This is a genomic window from Asticcacaulis sp. W401b, from assembly GCF_046503825.1.
Taxonomy (GTDB): Bacteria; Pseudomonadota; Alphaproteobacteria; order Caulobacterales; family Caulobacteraceae; genus Asticcacaulis.
The window spans coordinates 796,913-812,642 of sequence record NZ_JBKFEE010000001.1 but is presented as its reverse complement, the minus strand read 5'-3'; the positions used below and the strand labels follow the sequence as shown (position 1 = coordinate 812,642).

The window sequence follows — 15,730 nt, the reverse complement described above, 5'->3', positions numbered from 1 at the left end:
CAAAGGCAGGGGGATAGGATTATGTGACGTTCAGCAGCACCGCTTTTTCGATGACCTGCTCGCCCGTGGTGGCGCTTAGGCCCGTCACCACACCGGCGCGCGGGGCCTTCAGCGTCAGTTGAATCTTCATGGCCTCCAGCACGATCAGCGGCTGGTTCTTCTCGACCACCTCACCCTCTGTGACGTGCACCGCGACGACCAGTCCGGGCATGGGTGCGATGACCTCAGAGGCCTCATGCGCCTCGTCCAGAGCGTCCGTGAGGTGCCGCACATCGACCGGTGAGGCGGGGGGCAGGTTGAGGCGGAAGCCCGTCGCATCATGCCACGGCGAGGGTGGGGTATCCGTCGGCAAATCATAATCGGGCCAAGGCGCGGTCAACCGCTCGACATGGCGGCCGATAAAGCCCGTATCAATCTCCCCGGCGCGGAAGGCCGGATCGGAGGCGATGCGCCGCAGGAAGGCCAGATTGGTCCTCAGCCCTTCGGCGCGGGTGTGGATCAGGGCGGTGCGAAGCGCGTCTAACGCCGCCGCCCGATCCTTACCATGCACGATCAGCTTGCTGATCATCGGGTCATAAAAGACGCTGACCGTATCGCCCTGCGCCACGGCGGAATCGGCGCGAACCCCGGACGGAAAGACAAGACGGCTCAGCGTGCCGGTGGACGGCATAAAGTCGTGTTCTGGGTCTTCGGCATAGAGGCGCGCTTCGATGGCGTGGCCGTTCAGCGGCACCTGAGCCTGCGTCAGCGGCAGAGCCTCACCGGCGGCGACGCGCAACTGCCATTCGACCAGATCGAGCCCGGTAATCGCCTCGGTCACCGGGTGTTCGACCTGAAGCCTTGTGTTCATCTCCATGAAGTAGAAAGCCGCTTGCGTGATCCCTTTGGACACATCGACAATAAATTCAATCGTGCCCGCGCCGCGATAGCCAATGGCTTTGGCGGCCTTCACCGCCGCTTCGCCCATGGCCTGACGCATGGCCTCAGGCAGACCGGGGGCCGGGGCCTCTTCGATCACCTTCTGGTGGCGGCGTTGCAGCGAGCAGTCGCGTTCATACAGATGGAGCGCGTTGCCGTGGCTGTCGGCAAACAACTGGATCTCGATATGGCGCGGCACCTCGATATATTTTTCGATCAGCACGCGCGGATCGCCAAAGGCACTCTGCCCTTCGCCCTGAGAAGATTTCAAGAGTTCCGAAAATTCAGATTCGTTATCGACGCGGCGCATCCCCTTGCCGCCGCCGCCAGCCACGGCCTTGATCAGGACCGGGAAGCCGATGTCGCGCGCGGCGTCGAGCAGGGTGGCTTCGTCCTGCGCCTCTGCGTGGTAACCGGGGGTGACGGGCACGCCCGCCTCTTCCATCAGCGCCTTGGCCGCGCCTTTCAGCGCCATGGCCCGAATGGCCTCCGGCGTCGGACCGACAAAGACGATACCGGCGGCGGCGCAGGCCTCCGCGAATTCCGCGTTTTCCGACAGGAAGCCGTAGCCCGGATGGATGGCCTCGGCCCCCGTGCGTCTGGCGACCTCGATGATCACGTCGCCGCGCAGATAGCTTTGCGCCGCCGGGGCCGGGCCGATCAGGTGCGCTTCGTCGGCCTGACGCACAAACAGGGCCTTGGCATCGGCTTCGGAATAGACGGCAACGGTCTGGATGCCGAGCCGTTGGCAGGTACGGATGATGCGGCAGGCGATTTCGCCGCGATTGGCGATTAGGAGTTTGCGGAACATCATCTCACCCACCCCGGTTTACGCTTCTCAAGAAACGCACTGATGCCTTCGCGGCCTTCGTCGGAGGCGCGGCGCTTCGCGATGCGGCGGGCCGTCAGGCGCAGCAGGTCGTCATCGACGGCGCGGCCGGATACGTCGCTTATCAGCGCCTTGGCATCGGCCACGGCCTCAGGCCCGCTGGCCAGCAGACCGTCGATCAGCGGCGCGGCGGCGGCATCGAGCCCGGCCTTCACCTCATGAACCAGACCGATGCGGCGGGCCTCTTCGGCGCTGAAGCGTTCCCCGGTCAGGAAGTAACGCCGCGCCGCCGAGGCGCCAATCTTTCCCACCACAAACGGCGATATGGCCGCCGGGATCAGGCCCAGCCGCACCTCGGTCAGGCCAAAGCGCGCATCGGGAGCGGCCACCACCATATCACACGCCGCCGCCAGCCCGACGCCGCCGCCAAAACACGCGCCGTGGATCAGGCCGATCACCGGCTTGGGGCAGGCGTTTATCGTGTGCAGCATGGTCGCCAGCGCCAGCGCATCGGCCTCATTTTCGGCCTCAGTCTTCTGAGCGGCGCGCTGCATCCAGTGGAGGTCGCCACCGGCGCAGAAGCTTTCCCCCGCACCATTGAGCACCACCACGCGCACGGCGGGATTGGCCCCCAGCGTGGTGAAGGTGGCGGTCAGGTCGGAGATCATCGCCTCATCAAAGGCATTGTGCCGGTCGGGCCGGTTGAGCGTCAGGCGGGCTATGCCATTGGCAGCGATGTCTAATTTAAGCGCGGTCATCATCCTACATCCTGAACACGCCGAACCGCGTCGGCTCTATGGGCGCATTGAGCGCCGCCGAAAGGCCCAGCCCCAGCACACGGCGTGTATCCGCCGGGTCGATCACGCCGTCGTCCCACAGGCGCGCCGAGGCGTAGTAGGGATGGCCCTGTGCCTCATAGGTCTCCAGCAGCGGGGCCTTAAACGCGGCCTCCTCTTCGGCGCTCCAGGTGCCGCCCTTCGCCTCGATGCCATCGCGGCGCACGGTCGCCAGCACATTGGCCGCCTGTTCGCCGCCCATGACCGAGATACGCGCATTGGGCCACATCCACAGGAAACGCGGGTCGAAGGCGCGCCCGCACATGCCGTAATTGCCCGCCCCGTAGGAACCGCCGAACACGAGGGTTAGTTTAGGCACATTGGCGCAGGCGACTGCTGTCACCATCTTGGCGCCATGCCGCGCAATACCTTCGTTTTCGTACTTGCGTCCCACCATGAATCCGGTGATATTTTGCAGGAAAATCAAAGGAATGTTGCGCTGGCAGCACAGTTCGACAAAGTGCGCGCCCTTTTGCGCGCTCTCGGAAAACAGCACGCCATTATTGGCGACAATGCCCACCGGATGGCCGTACAGGTGCGCAAACCCGCAGACCAGGGTTTCGCCGTACAGCGCCTTGAACTCATCAAACTCCGAACCATCGACAAGGCGCGCAATGAGTTCGCGCACATCAATCGGGATGCGCTTATCGACGGGGATCAGGCCGTAAAGCTCGCGCGCCTCATACAGCGGTTCGACGCTGTCGCGCACCTTCAGCGACGCCGGTTTTGTGCGGTTGAGATTGCGCACAATGCGGCGCGCCATCGCAAGCGCTTCGGCGTCGTTGGCCGCCAGATGATCGACCACGCCGGACACGCGCGCATGGACATCGCCGCCGCCCAAATCTTCGGCGGAGACCACTTCGCCGGTCGCCGCCTTGACCAGCGGCGGGCCCCCCAGAAAAATGGTCCCCTGACGGCGCACAATGATGCTTTCATCCGACATGGCCGGCACATAGGCCCCGCCGGCGGTACACGAGCCCATCACTACGGCGATCTGCGGGATGCCTCTGGCCGACATCTGCGCCTGATTGAAGAAGATGCGGCCGAAATCGTCCTTGTCCGGAAAGACCTCGTCCTGATTGGGCAGGTTGGCCCCGCCGGAGTCCACCAGATAGACGCACGGCAGGTGGTTCATCTGCGCCACCTCCTGCGCCCGCAGGTGCTTTTTGACCGTCAGCGGATAGTAGGTGCCGCCCTTCACGGTGGCGTCATTGCACACCACCACGCATTCGGTGCTTTCGATCCGGCCAATGCCGGTGATGATCCCGGCGGCGGGCACCTCGTCCTCATAGACGCCGTGCGCCGCCAGCGCCGACAGCTCCAGAAAGGGCGAACCGGGATCGAGCAGGGCATCGACCCGCTGACGCGGCAGCAGTTTCCCTCGCGACACGTGCTTTTGCCGCGCGCTGTCTGAGCCGCCTTCGGCGATGCGCGCGGTCAGGGCGCGCAGATCATCGACCAGCCCCTGCATATGGGCGCTGTTGGCGGTGAAATCGGCGCTGTTCTTGTCGATCTGGCTGGTAAGGCGCATGGGGCGTTTCCTTTAAGGGAAACCTACACCGCTCTTGATCATTGGAAAAATTGATAATAAAAATAGAATGAATAGATGATGTCTATGATTGTCTATGCCTCCCCGACTTGTCGGGGAGGGGGACCGAACGAGCGAACGTAGTGAGCGAGATGTGGGGGTGGGGTATCTTTTGAACGATCCACATGCGGCGCTTGTCGAGAGTCCGTAAGCCCCCACCACCGCATCTCGCGCTTCGCGCCTCGTGCGGTCCCCCTCCCCAGCAAGCTGGGGAGATATGTAAGCGGAGGTGTCCAATGGAACCCTATCTTCTTCGCTATTTTTTGGCCGTGGTCGAAACGGGCTCCTTTACGCGCGCCGCCGAAGCCTGCCTGATCACCCAGCCGTCGCTCTCCTCCGGGATCAAGCGCCTTGAGGAACAGCTCGGCGTCACCCTGTTTATCCGCAACAACAAGCGGGTGTTTCTGACCACGGCGGGGACGCGCTTTTTGCCGCGCGCCAAGACCATTCTGCACGAATGCAATGTGGCTATGGCCGAGCTGGCGCAAACCGAACAGGCGCGCGTCCTGCGCCTTGGCGTGTTGCAGACCCTGTCCGGGGCCTGGGTGGCGGGGCTGCTAAAAGGGATTCGTGACGCCGGTCTGACCGAAGACATGGGCGGGCGTTTCGACCTGTTCGAAGGCACCGAGCAGGAGATACTAAACCGTTTTGACGAGCGGGGGATAGATTACGCCCTGTCGATCCGCCGCGTCGAAGACGACAGTTCGGTACCTTTGTATAGCGAGCCCTATGTGTTGGCCCTGCCCGCCGATCATGCTTTGGCCGGGGCAGCGCAGGTGCGCGGCGAAGACCTTTCGGATCAGCCGATGATCGTGCGTTCGCGCTGCGAGGTCCTGTCCGAAACCAGCCGCTATTTCACCGACCGCAATGTGCGCCCGCCCCTGGCCTATCGTACGGCCAATGACGAGCGGGCGCTGCGCATGGTGGCCGCCGGTATCGGCGCGACCGTGGTGCCGCAAAGCCATACGGCGCAAGGGGTGGTGACCACCAGGCTGCACGGCTTTACCCATAGCCGCACCGTGGCCCTGTTCCGCCCGCGTCATGCCCTGCCGGACCATCTGACGGCGATGGGCCAAGCATTTGAGCGCTATGTGACGGAGCTTGCGCCGCCGCTGCGGTAATGCGGGGTTTGCGGCAACACAGTTGCAAGACAGCCCAGAGGCAAGGGCCGGACGTTCCGTTCTGGGACGATTGGGTGACCCGCGCTGCAGGGTAGTTTTCATGTTTGAATTTGGCCGTGAACTGAGGCGCATCATGGGGCAGGGCGGGCGTTATGAGCCCGATGTGAGCCTATATGAGCTGATGACGCTGGAACTGCTGATCACGCAGGGGCGCGGCCTGGACGTCGAAGGCGGGCGTGTTTCGACGCGCAGCCGCTTTGAGCCCTATCTCGAATCGGCACTGGTGTGGCGCGAATACGCACGGCGCACCGGCGACACCCTGGCGCTCAGCAAGGCCACCACGGCGGCGGAGTCGGCGGGCAAGGCCGCCAAGACCCTCAGCGAGGCCGCCAGTGCGGCGCTGGTGCAGGCGGAAATCTGCCTGCTGGGCTACGACTTGTTTGAAACCGCCGAACTGCTGGTTTCGGCCGAAACGCTGGTGGCCACCGGGCGCGGCGCCATTGGCAGCGATGCACCCTTGCTGGCGGCCTTTACCCTGACCGAAGGGCGTCTGGCGGCGCGTCTGGCCGTGCGGCACGGCATTGGCGAAGACCTTGAACCGGCGCTGGTGGCTATGGCCCATATCGACCGCGCCATTGAACGTTTCGACGCGCTGGTGCGCCAGACCAAGGCCGCCAAGGACAAGATCAGCGCCGCCGATGCGCGGCTGGAGCGCGCGGATCTTTTGATGCTGGTGGGGCTTGATCGTCACGACAGCCGGCTGATGACGGCGGTGATCAACGATCTGACGGCGCTCTTGGCGCGGCTTGATGCCGACTATGAGCCGGTGACCTTTGTGCGCGTGACGCAGCGTCTGGCGCTGGCCCACGTCTGGGCGGGGCAGATCGACGGACAGCCGCAGATGATCAGCGAAGGCATCGCGCTTCTGACGCCGCCGGAAGAGGTGGTGACCTATGAACACACGCCGCTCGACTGGGTGGCGCAGACGCATTTCCGCGCCCTGGCGCTACAGGCCCTGTCGGAGCTGATTCAGGAGGACGGGCTGGCCGAGCAGGCGGTGGCGGCCTTCGATCTGGCCCTGTCCAAGGCGCTGGCCAAACCCCTGTCGATCCGGGCTCAGATCGTTAATAACCGCGCCGCCTGTCTGGCGCGCCGCGCCGAGCTGAAGGGCGATCTCCTGTCGCTCGAAGACGCCGAAGCGGCGTTCAAGGCGGAACTGCGTCAGGTCAAGCCGGGCGAAGACCCGGTCGGCTGGGCCATCCTTCAGACCAATCTGGGGCGTCTCTATGTGGCACGCGGCGACATTACCGGCTTTATGCTGGATCGCGCCGAAGCCGCCTATGCGCTGGAGGCCGCGCACGAGATTTTCAGCGAGCATGGGTTGAAGTCGCTGGCCGAAACGGCGCTGGAAAACCTCAACCGCGTGCGCGAGCAGGCGTAGGGCTTTCTTCTGACCTGCACTTTGTTAAAAAAGCAAAAATCCCCGACGGGCCGCCCCGAGGGGATTTTTTCAATATCAACCATGAAAAAGTACCCCGCTTGCGGGGCAAATTTTTCATGACTCACGCCGCGTGGCCTTCGGCGCGGCGCATGCGCCAGAAGCGGATGGTGCGCAGGGCCGTATCGCGCGGCAGTTGCTCATAGAGCTTGCCGTATTCGGCGGCCTTGCCCATGGCATTGTCCTGCGAGGCCAGCATGATCATGGCATAGGTCAGGAACAGCGACTTTTCGAGGTCGGCGGCTTTACAGGCGATGGCCAGCGCGTCCAGTTCGCGCTTATCCACCACGTGCTTCGCCGTCAGGAAGTCGATATCGGCCATGATGGCCAGCGCACACAGGAACCAGGTCGGGTTCGGATCGCGCATATAGCGGGCCAGCAGGGCCGGGGTCAGTTTCTGATTATTATAGAGGGTTTCCACCTCGGCCATGATCTTTTCATAGTCGGGCGGGAAGGAGCCGTGGGCAATGGCTACCGTATTGCGCGACTTCGACAGCGCCTGTTCCAGCACCGCCGGATCGACGCGGGCGTTTTCCTGCATGATGCGTTCGCGCAGGCGGGCTTCGACGACAAAATACATGTCGTTCATCAGGTCGATGGGGAAGTCCTTGCGGTTGACGATGGCGTCGTGCAGGGCCGGGCTGGTCTGGGCGCGCTGAACGACCACCTCGTTGGTGGCGCGCGACAGGCGGGCTCCGTCATTGCGCAAAAGCGTGTTGACCGTGGTGTCGTCGCCACGATCGACGATGACGCCCGACACCGATTCCGGCACCTCTTCGCGGCGTGAGACGGCGCGCAGGTGGTCCTGACCCTTGGTCGAAACGACGTGCATCAGGTCGCTTTCGGTCAGGGCTTTTGAGCGGACCAGAATGGCTTCGGCGACCTCGATATCGTCGGAGGCCAGACGGCGCAGCAGACCCAGCGGGGCGACCTTGGCTTCGGCCAGCTTGCGCGCGATTTCGGCGCGCACGACCGTTTCCATTTCGGACGATAACTGGCTCATCACCTCGTCATAGAGGGCCATCTCAGGCCCTTCGACCTGTTCCGGGTGGGCCATGAAGACGGTGGTGACCTGACGCAGCAGTTCACGGCGCTTCTGCGAGGAGGGTTCCTTGGCCAGATCAATCAGGTGGTGCAGGGTCGAGGGCATGGCGGAGCCTTAAAGCGTCTTGTCTTTGGCGGGTGTAGGGTCGGTCTTTTGAGCTTTACTGGTCGCCCCGGAGCCTGACGTCTCAGAAGCCTTGCCCTGAGCCGGGGTCTGCACGGCATTGGGGTCGATTGCCAGATCGCCGCCCGTGTGCGGGGCCGGATCGGGCTCATAGCCGTAGGCGCGGTGCAGCGAATAGAAGCGCGGGGCCTGCGACGCCGTGGTGGCGCGGCTGCCCGGTACGAAGGGGGTGTAGGGCTCGGCCGATTCCTGCTCAGCGGCCTGCGCCAGAGGGGCGGTGGCGGCCGGAGCGGTGGCGGTCTTGACGTCCGCCGGCTTGGTTTCGGCGGTTTTGGTGTCTGCGGTTTTCGCCCCAGCTTTTGGCGCGGACGCCTTTGCTGCGGGCGTCCTGGCGGTTGCGGCCGGTTTGGCCTCAGCGGTGGTTTGCGGGGCGGTTTGGGCCTGCGCTTTAGGGGCGTCCGGCTTTTGCGCTACGGGCGCGGCGGCCTGTGCGGGGACCGCCGGGCGGCCCTCCAGCTCCGGCGACACGCGACCGGCATATTTGCTGTTGGCCGGCAGACGGTAGCCGCTGTCGGGACGCGGCTGGGGCTGAGCTTGCGGCTGAACCTGAACCGGAGGCTGGGGTTTCGGCTCGGCCTGCGCCTGAACCGGCGGCGTCGGGACCGGCGGAGTCGGGGCCGGTTTAACCGTGGTCACGGGTGCGGTTTCGCGCGCGACGGTTTCGGCGCTGACGACGGGCGGCTTGGGCTGCGGCAGGGGCACCGGATTGGCGACGCGCGCCGGAATGGTTTCGGGCGTCCTGGGTGTCGGCAGCGGGGCGGCTTCGACCTTTTGAGGGGTGGGCTGAACCGGGGGCGTGATCGGTGCAGGCGCAGCGCGGCGCGGCGCGTCAAAGCGCGATTGCGGCACCGGCGTCCAGTTGGAGGCCAGTTCGGTCTTCGGCGCGGTTTGCGAGGCCGTCTGAGGCGCGGTGGGCTGAGCGGTGACCGGGGCGGTCTTGCCGCGCCAGTTCAGTTCGTGGCGATAGGGGTTGCCGACCTGCCCATAGGGCGACGGCGGGATGTCAAAGCCCGGCTGACCCGTGGCGGCATTGGGCAGGGCGTGTTGCAACAGCGTCGCGGGGGCGGTTTCGGGGACCTCTGGCGGTGTCGATTCTTGCGGCGCGCGCTTGCCGGGCCAGTCGAGATACGGGCGTGCCTGAGCCTGAGTCTGCGCCAGGGCGGGCGCGTGGACGCTCAGGCTCAAAAGGGCCACGCCCACAAGAGCCTGAGACGGGGCAGACAGACGGGTTCGACGGGTGCGGGTCATCAGGCGCGCGGGTTCCGGTAAGGTTGCAACGGCCTTAACCTAAGCTCTGCCGCTTAATATTGCCCTAATGGAACGCCGATATTGCCAGCCTGTGGGTATAATAGTGCTTTACGAGGCGGCTCCGCGGCCGCGGCGCGCGGTGGCTGGGTGCGGAAAACGATTTGCAGGTGCCCGATAGTCTGTTAAAACGCGCGCGGGGTGCCGGAAACGGCGAAAGACGACCGGGGGAGACTTTTTCAGATGCCTAAAATCCTGACAGCGGCTGTTCTGGCGGCGCTGACTGCGCTTGTGCCTGTGACCGTGTGGGCGCAATCCACCGAAACCCCGCCGTCTGAAACGACGGCTACCCCGGTGGCTGAGCCCGTGGCGGTCCCGGCTGCGGCGGTGGTGCCCAATGGCACGCCGATCGTGGTTGAAATCACCGAGCTGGTCTCCACGCGCAGCGCCACGGTCGGCGACATGTTCCCGCTCAAGCTGGCCGAACCCGTGCTGTTGAATGGCACCGTGGTCATACCCGAAGGCACGCCCGGCAAGGGGCAGGTGGTCGATACGGGTAAGCCCGGCATGGGGGGGAAGCCCGGCAAGCTGGTGCTGGCCGCCCGTTATCTCGAATTCGAAGGCCGTCAAATCCCCATCCGTGCCCTGAAACTGGGGCTGGGAGCCAAGGATAATGCCGGCGCGTCTGCGGCGACCACGATTGCCGTGGGCGTGTTCGGTCTGGCGGTGACTGGCGGCCATATGGAGGCCCTGCCCGGTACGCGGGCCTCGGCCAAGCTGGCGGCCGATTTCACGCCGGCTACACCGCCTGCCTCACAATAGGCATGGCGGGATCGTACACTTTTTCAAAAGCCACAAATGGGGGTTACTTTTATGAAAAACATCAACGCGAAAACGGTCATGGCGCTTTGCCTGAGCCTGACCCTGATGGGCACCAGCGTCTGGGCCCAGACCACTGAGCCGCAAACGGCGTCCTCTTCGTCTTCGTCGTCTTCGTCTTCGTCCGAGGCCTCGTCGTCTTCCGCCTCGTCGAGTGCGTCGTCTTCGGCGTCTGCAACGGCCGCCCCGGCCGAGGCGGTGGCCAAGCTGAACCCCGTCGATCCGGTGCCGGAAGGCAAGGGTCAGATCGTCTTCTTCCGTCCCTCGCGCTTTGTCGGCGCGGCCGTCAGCTTTTCGGTGCGTGAAGGTGATACGGGCATCGGCAAGCTGACCAACGGCACCTATTTTGTCCATGTCGCCGAACCGGGCACACACGAATACAATATCTCCTTCGAAACGCGCGATACGCTGCGCCTGGAAGTGGAAGCCGGTGAGACCTATTACGTTATCCAATCCATCGCCATGGGCGTGATCGGCGCGCGTCCGAACCTGACCCCTTCGACCGAAGAGGCGTTTCAGGAAAAGAAGCTGAAGGTCACCAAGGCCAAGGCGACGGATCGCAAGTAGGGTCGAACTCAGCCCGTCAGGTTCATACTCCCCCAGTTTACTGGGGGAGGTGGATTTTTGCGGGACGCAAAAAGACGGTGGGGGGCGGCCCTGCCACCACGCCCGTCAGGCGCGGTCCCCGGCCCCTGTAAACGGCGGATGCAGGAGACGGGCTTACTTCAACGTCTCGCGTTTTTCCTCAAGCTCCAGCCACTCCATCTCGCCGTTTTCGAGATCAGCCCGCGCCTTTTCCAGCGCCTTCATGGTGGCGTCGAAGCGTTTAGGGTCCTTGGCATAGAGGTTGGGGTCGTTCAGCGTCGCCTCCAGCTTTTTGATCTCAGCCTGCCATTGCGGCATCAGCTTGTCGAGGTCTTCGAGGCGTTTCTGATCCTTATAGCTGAGCTTTTTGGCCGGGGCCTTGGGCGCTGGCGCGGCGGGCGTTGCGGTTTTGGTCGCGGTCTTCCCTGCCGGAGCCTTGTGGCTCAGTTGCTCGAAAAAGTCCGGATTTTGTCGCAGGAAGTCCTGCCAGCCGCCGGGGGTTTCCACCGCCTTGCCCTTGCCATTCAGGGCCAGGGTCGAGGTGGCCAGACGGTCGATAAAGTCGCGGTCGTGGCTGACCAGAATCAGCGTGCCGTCATAGTCGGCCAGCATCTCCTCCAGCAGGTCCAGCGTGTCCATATCAAGGTCGTTGGTCGGCTCATCGAGCACCAGCAGATTGGTGGCAGACGCCAGAGCGCGGGCCAGTTGCAGGCGATTGCGCTCACCGCCCGACAGGGATTTCACCGGCTGACGCAACTGGTTTTCGCGGAACAGAAAGTCCTTGGCATAGGCGGCGACGTGGCGCGGTTGCCCCTGCACCATAATCTGATCCGAGCCGGAATTGGCCAGCGCGTCCCACAGGGTCTCATCGCCTTTCAGCGTGTCGCGCCCCTGATCGAGATAGGCGACCTCAAGCGCCGTCCCCAGACGGATTTCACCCTCATCCGGCGCGATCTGCCCGATCAAAAGCTTGACGAGGGTCGATTTGCCGGCGCCGTTCGGCCCGACAATGGCCAGCCGGTCCCCGCGCAGGATGCGCGTCGAAAAGCCTTTGAGCAGTTCCTTGTCGCCAAAGCCCTTGGAGATGTTTTTCAGCTCGGCCACCAGCTTGCCCGACGTGCCGCCGGAATCAATGCTCATTTCCAACTGACGCGGCAGTTGCTTGGTACGCTCCATCTTTTCGGCGCGCATGGCCTGAAGCCGGGCGGCGCGGCCTTCGTTGCGCGTGCGTCGCGCGGTGATCGAGCGGTAGAAGGTATAGGTTTCGCGCTCGATGGCCTTTTCCAGACGGCGCAGGGACTCAGCCTGCTCCTCCATGATCTTTTCCGACCAGGCTTCAAAGCTGGCATAGCCGGAATCGAGGCGCATAATGCGGCGGTCGTGCAGCCAGTAGCAGCGCTGGGTGACGCGCTCTAAAAAGGTGCGGTCGTGGCTGACGATCAGCGCCGCGCCCTTGAACTGACGCAACTGGTCTTCGAGGGCTTCGATAGCGAAGATGTCGAGGTGGTTGGTCGGTTCATCAAGGAAGATCAGGTCCGGGTCTTCGGCAAAGGCCTTGGCCAGCGCGGCGCGACGCTTTTCCCCGCCGGACAGAGAGGCGCATTTGGTCGAAGGGTCGAGGCCGAAGGTGTAAAGCTCGGCTTCGGCGGTGTAATGCTCCGCCCCGTCTGACGTCACCCAGTCGAGCACCGTGTCGCCGACGGGCTGCGGTTCCTGAAGCACATAGGCGTAGCGCATCCCCTGCATGACGACGCGTTCACCGGAATCGGCCTCGATAAGCCCGGCCATCAGCCGCATCAGGGTCGATTTGCCCGCGCCGTTGCGCCCGACCAGACAGGCCCGCACGCGCGGTTCCAGCGCGATATCGACACCGTCAAACAGCGGGTTAAGGCCGTCCATCAGGCGGACGTCTTTCAGGGCGAGCAGGGGGGCGCGTGTATTCATGGGGCGGGTGTAGCGTTCGGCGCGAATAACGGCAAGCACTTGATTTCCACACCCACAGAGCGGATAAGCCGCAAACAGCCTCCCCTGCGCCGTGGTGTAGGGGGCGGGTTTCAGACTCTGCCCCCTCCGTCTCGACGCGCTTCGCTAGAGCGCTTGCCGAAAAGTGTGACGCACTTTTCGGATGAATAGCGCGTTAAAACAAAACTTAGAGCCATGCGGCGGTTCGACTGGGCCGACAAAGGCTCTCGACACCTCCCCCGTTCGCCTGGCTCACAGGGGAGGATGAAAGATGAAATGACCCAGCCCTCCACCCGACCCTTCTGGCAGACCAAGACCCTTTCGCAAATGACCGTACCCGAATGGGAGTCGCTGTGCGACGGCTGTGGTCTGTGCTGCCTGATCCGGCTGGAGGACGAAGACACGGGCGAAATCATCCCGACGCGCGTCCATTGCCGCCTCTTCGATTCCGGCACCTGCGCCTGTTCCAACTACCCGGATCGGCACAAATACGTACCCGACTGCATCAAGCTGACGCCGCACAATATCGAGGCGCTGGAATGGATGCCGGCCTCATGCGCCTATCGTCGTCTGCATGAAGGGAAAGACCTTCCTGTCTGGCATTATCTGATCTGCGGCGACCGCGAAGAGGTGCACCGGCGTGGCGTGTCTGTCCGTGGACAGACGATTTCGGAAACGGCGCTCGAAGACCCCGAAGACGCACTCGATTTCGCGGCCTTTGACCTGCTGGAAGACATGTCCAACAAGGGCGAGTAGGGTTTAGAGCGAAATGATTTCTAGTGAAATCATTTCGCTCAAGCCGCCATTGAGGCGGCGGCCAAGGTGGCGCAAGCCACCGCCCGGCGAGGGACTAAACAAAAAGCAAGATCATTATGTTTCTGACAGAAATCATAATGATCTTGAGCGGGATGATTTTGAATGTAAGCATCATCCCGCTCTCAATTTTTGTTTTATCGCGATATTTTTGTCGAAAACCGCTCACACTTTTCGACATATCGCTCTAGATTTCCGCCTTCAGCGCCGCAAAGGCTTCGTGCAGCAGGTCGGCTATCGGACGTGCGCCGTTTTCGCGGTTCAGCGCCTCGAACGACAGGCGGATCGCCCCCATGGACAGCATGGCCACCAGCCGCAGCCCGGTTTCGCGCTGCGGGTCGGGCCAGCGCTGACGCAGGGCCTGAAACAGATCGTCCTCATGCTGAACATAGCTCGCCTGTTTGCGCGCCTGTACGGCCGGGATAGAGCGCATCAGCCGGTCAATCGCCCTCATCTCGTCGGCCGGAAAGCGGGCGCACACGGCGATCACCGCGTCGCGCACCGCATCGAGCGGGCGCTTATCGGCGCTTTCGGCTTTCAGGGCCGCGACAATCACTTCGCCCATACCGTTTTGCAGCGACAGCAGGATGTCATCCTTGGACTTGAAATAATAGAAGAAGGTGCGGCGCGAAATGCCGGCGGCGGCGGCGATCTCATCCAGAGTCGTCGCCTCATAACCCTTTTGCAGAAACAGACCCATGCCGACATCGGTGATGCGCTGCAAGGTTTCGCGGCGCTTGCGTTCGCGCAGCCCGTCCTTGGGCGGGGCGTTCGGACCTGTGTCAGCGGGCATAAAATTTCTCTTGGTGTAAAATTGCACTTAGTGTAATTCTATTTTACACCAAGTGTAATTTCATTGAAAGGGAAAGCCGATGGTCAGATGGACCGCCTCCAACATGCCGTCGCAAAAGGGCCGTCTGGCCGTCGTTACCGGCACCGGTGGGCTGGGCTACGAGGACGCGCTCGCCCTAGCGCAGGCCGGGGCCGAAGTCATCATCGCCGGGCGCAGCGCAGACAAGGGGGCGCAGGCGGTCAGCCAGATCCGCAGCCTCCTGCCCTCGGCGCAGGTGCGCTTTGAACCGCTTGATCTCGCCAGCCTGCGCTCGGTTGCCGCCTTTTGTCAGAGACTGAGTGCCCAGACCGATCATCTCGACCTGCTGATCAATAATGCCGGGGTCATGATGCCGCCCAGACGGCTGGAGACCGAAGACGGGTTCGAGGTGCAGATGGGCACCAACTGTCTGGGCCACTTCGCCCTGACGGCGGGTCTGATGCCCCTGCTGCGAAAGGCGGATCAGGCGCGCGTCATCAGTTTGTCCAGCGTCGCGGCGCGCAATGGTGTCATCGATTTCAATGATCTCAATGCCGAACGGTCGTATGATCCGATGCGCGTCTATAGCCAGTCGAAGCTGGCCTGCCTGATGTTCGCGCTGGAACTGCATCACCGCAGCGAGGCCGCCGGGTGGGGCGTGGCCAGTATGGCGTCGCATCCGGGGGTCGCGCGCACCGATCTGCTGCACAATGCGCCGGGCCGTCACAGCGCCATGGGCTTCACGCGCAGCGCCCTGTGGTTCCTGTTCCAGCCGGTATGGCAGGGCGCCCTGCCGACCCTGTTTGCGGCCACCTCACCTCTGGCGCGCTCGGGCGGCTATTACGGACCTGATGGGCTGAGCGAGGTGCGCGGCTATCCGACCGAGGCCCGCATCCCCAAGGCCGCCCTTGACGCAAAAGCCTGTGCGCGTCTGTGGGACGCCTCTCAGGCCCTGACCGGCGTGACCTTCTGAGGCGGTGGCATCCAGAACCGGGGCGTCGCCGTAGAAAAAGAAAGGGGCCGCAGTTGCCTGCGGCCCGACTTTGAAAAATGGGTAAAGTAAGCTTAAAAAAAACAATGATGCTGAAAACCGCCGCATCGCCTATCTGTGCGAAACAACAGGTAGCATAACATTGTGACAGCTTTTTACAGGTTACATGCAAATTAGGCATACGGCCCGTCCCCGCTATCCGTCCGGATTTCATAAATCAGATCATTGACTTGATTTTTATAAGCGCCGTTTTGTCCCCGCATTCCGGGGCCGGGCTATAAAAGGCGCATGGACGGACATGCGCTCACACTCTCAGGACATCGCCCTCATGCGTCAGGCCCAGACGGCCCGTCTCATGGGTTTCGCCAACGATCTGATCGAAGATTTTGGTAAGATATGCGACGACGCACAATGCCGTGCGTGAGG

Annotated in this window: 13 protein-coding genes; 6 read left to right on the top strand and 7 right to left on the bottom strand. The window is 63.2% G+C overall.

All coding sequences use genetic code 11. The annotated features are described in order from the left end of the window. Nucleotides 1–19: 19 nt before the first annotated feature. Genes ACK8OE_RS03800 through ACK8OE_RS03790 form a run of 3 tightly spaced genes read right to left on the bottom strand, consistent with a single transcriptional unit; the run spans nucleotide 20 to nucleotide 4,114 of the window. Nucleotides 20–1,729 (bottom strand): acetyl/propionyl/methylcrotonyl-CoA carboxylase subunit alpha, encoded by a 1,710-nt coding sequence (locus tag ACK8OE_RS03800; protein WP_410271593.1) that lies wholly within the window; start codon nucleotides 1,727–1,729, stop codon nucleotides 20–22. Beyond that, on the bottom strand, nucleotides 1,729–2,508 hold the full coding sequence (locus ACK8OE_RS03795; protein ID WP_410271428.1) for an enoyl-CoA hydratase/isomerase family protein: 780 nt from the start codon (nucleotides 2,506–2,508) through the stop codon (nucleotides 1,729–1,731). Before ACK8OE_RS03795 ends, ACK8OE_RS03800 begins: the two co-directional genes overlap by 1 nt. Nucleotide 2,509: 1 nt before the next feature. Next, the gene (locus ACK8OE_RS03790; RefSeq protein ID WP_410271427.1) at nucleotides 2,510–4,114 is read right to left on the bottom strand and encodes a carboxyl transferase domain-containing protein; all 1,605 of its coding nucleotides are present in this window, start codon (nucleotides 4,112–4,114) and stop codon (nucleotides 2,510–2,512) included. Between the two features lie 293 nt (nucleotides 4,115–4,407). On the opposite strand from ACK8OE_RS03790, the gene ACK8OE_RS03785 reads away from it, so the two are divergent. Continuing rightward, entirely contained in the window at nucleotides 4,408–5,292 is an 885-nt protein-coding gene (locus ACK8OE_RS03785; protein ID WP_410271426.1) for a LysR family transcriptional regulator, read from the top strand. Nucleotides 5,293–5,392: 100 nt separating this feature from the next. Next, a complete protein-coding gene (locus ACK8OE_RS03780) occupies nucleotides 5,393–6,733 on the top strand; it encodes a hypothetical protein (RefSeq protein ID WP_410271425.1) in 1,341 nt (446 codons plus the stop codon). A 121-nt stretch (nucleotides 6,734–6,854) separates the two neighbouring features. Here the strand turns inward: ACK8OE_RS03780 and ACK8OE_RS03775 are convergent, their stop codons facing one another. Continuing rightward, the gene (locus tag ACK8OE_RS03775) at nucleotides 6,855–7,940 is read right to left on the bottom strand and encodes a DUF2336 domain-containing protein (protein WP_410271424.1); all 1,086 of its coding nucleotides are present in this window, start codon (nucleotides 7,938–7,940) and stop codon (nucleotides 6,855–6,857) included. A 9-nt stretch (nucleotides 7,941–7,949) separates the two neighbouring features. After that, nucleotides 7,950–9,266: a hypothetical protein gene (locus tag ACK8OE_RS03770; RefSeq protein ID WP_410271423.1), complete on the bottom strand. Its 1,317-nt coding sequence runs from the start codon at nucleotides 9,264–9,266 to the stop codon at nucleotides 7,950–7,952. Between the two features lie 240 nt (nucleotides 9,267–9,506). Here ACK8OE_RS03770 and ACK8OE_RS03765 point away from each other — a divergent pair, with 240 nt between their 5' ends. Then, entirely contained in the window at nucleotides 9,507–10,085 is a 579-nt protein-coding gene (locus ACK8OE_RS03765) for a hypothetical protein (protein WP_410271422.1), read from the top strand. 51 nt (nucleotides 10,086–10,136) lie between these two features. Beyond that, nucleotides 10,137–10,709 carry a DUF2846 domain-containing protein gene (locus tag ACK8OE_RS03760; protein WP_410271421.1) on the top strand — a complete coding sequence of 191 codons (573 nt, stop codon included), beginning with the start codon at nucleotides 10,137–10,139 and terminating at the stop codon, nucleotides 10,707–10,709. Nucleotides 10,710–10,862: 153 nt separating this feature from the next. Here ACK8OE_RS03760 and ACK8OE_RS03755 read toward each other — a convergent pair whose 3' ends face one another. Then, the gene (locus ACK8OE_RS03755; RefSeq protein ID WP_410271592.1) at nucleotides 10,863–12,671 is read right to left on the bottom strand and encodes an ABC-F family ATP-binding cassette domain-containing protein; all 1,809 of its coding nucleotides are present in this window, start codon (nucleotides 12,669–12,671) and stop codon (nucleotides 10,863–10,865) included. Between the two features lie 294 nt (nucleotides 12,672–12,965). Between ACK8OE_RS03755 and ACK8OE_RS03750 the strand changes: the two genes are divergently transcribed. Beyond that, nucleotides 12,966–13,445, top strand: coding sequence for a YcgN family cysteine cluster protein (locus ACK8OE_RS03750; protein ID WP_410271420.1), 480 nt, complete (start codon nucleotides 12,966–12,968; stop codon nucleotides 13,443–13,445). Nucleotides 13,446–13,689: 244 nt separating this feature from the next. On the opposite strand, the gene ACK8OE_RS03745 is transcribed toward ACK8OE_RS03750, so the two are convergent. After that, nucleotides 13,690–14,295, bottom strand: coding sequence for a TetR/AcrR family transcriptional regulator (locus ACK8OE_RS03745; RefSeq protein ID WP_410271419.1), 606 nt, complete (start codon nucleotides 14,293–14,295; stop codon nucleotides 13,690–13,692). A 79-nt stretch (nucleotides 14,296–14,374) separates the two neighbouring features. Between ACK8OE_RS03745 and ACK8OE_RS03740 the strand changes: the two genes are divergently transcribed. After that, nucleotides 14,375–15,286 (top strand): SDR family oxidoreductase, encoded by a 912-nt coding sequence (locus ACK8OE_RS03740; protein WP_410271418.1) that lies wholly within the window; start codon nucleotides 14,375–14,377, stop codon nucleotides 15,284–15,286. Nucleotides 15,287–15,730 lie beyond the last annotated feature (444 nt).

What these genes read in the sequence shown, in the direction of transcription:
- ACK8OE_RS03795 (WP_410271428.1), bottom strand. Translation starts at nt 2,508, where the DNA reads ATGATGACCGCGCTTAAATTAGACATCGCTGCCAATGGCATAGCCCGC.
- ACK8OE_RS03755 (WP_410271592.1), bottom strand. Translation starts at nt 12,671, where the DNA reads ATGAATACACGCGCCCCCCTGCTCGCCCTGAAAGACGTCCGCCTGATG.
- ACK8OE_RS03745 (WP_410271419.1), bottom strand. Translation starts at nt 14,295, where the DNA reads ATGCCCGCTGACACAGGTCCGAACGCCCCGCCCAAGGACGGGCTGCGC.
- ACK8OE_RS03770 (WP_410271423.1), bottom strand. Translation starts at nt 9,266, where the DNA reads ATGACCCGCACCCGTCGAACCCGTCTGTCTGCCCCGTCTCAGGCTCTT.
- ACK8OE_RS03750 (WP_410271420.1), top strand. Translation starts at nt 12,966, where the DNA reads ATGACCCAGCCCTCCACCCGACCCTTCTGGCAGACCAAGACCCTTTCG.
- ACK8OE_RS03800 (WP_410271593.1), bottom strand. Translation starts at nt 1,729, where the DNA reads ATGTTCCGCAAACTCCTAATCGCCAATCGCGGCGAAATCGCCTGCCGC.
- ACK8OE_RS03780 (WP_410271425.1), top strand. Translation starts at nt 5,393, where the DNA reads ATGTTTGAATTTGGCCGTGAACTGAGGCGCATCATGGGGCAGGGCGGG.
- ACK8OE_RS03790 (WP_410271427.1), bottom strand. Translation starts at nt 4,114, where the DNA reads ATGCGCCTTACCAGCCAGATCGACAAGAACAGCGCCGATTTCACCGCC.
- ACK8OE_RS03785 (WP_410271426.1), top strand. Translation starts at nt 4,408, where the DNA reads ATGGAACCCTATCTTCTTCGCTATTTTTTGGCCGTGGTCGAAACGGGC.
- ACK8OE_RS03760 (WP_410271421.1), top strand. Translation starts at nt 10,137, where the DNA reads ATGAAAAACATCAACGCGAAAACGGTCATGGCGCTTTGCCTGAGCCTG.
- ACK8OE_RS03765 (WP_410271422.1), top strand. Translation starts at nt 9,507, where the DNA reads ATGCCTAAAATCCTGACAGCGGCTGTTCTGGCGGCGCTGACTGCGCTT.
- ACK8OE_RS03740 (WP_410271418.1), top strand. Translation starts at nt 14,375, where the DNA reads ATGGTCAGATGGACCGCCTCCAACATGCCGTCGCAAAAGGGCCGTCTG.
- ACK8OE_RS03775 (WP_410271424.1), bottom strand. Translation starts at nt 7,940, where the DNA reads ATGCCCTCGACCCTGCACCACCTGATTGATCTGGCCAAGGAACCCTCC.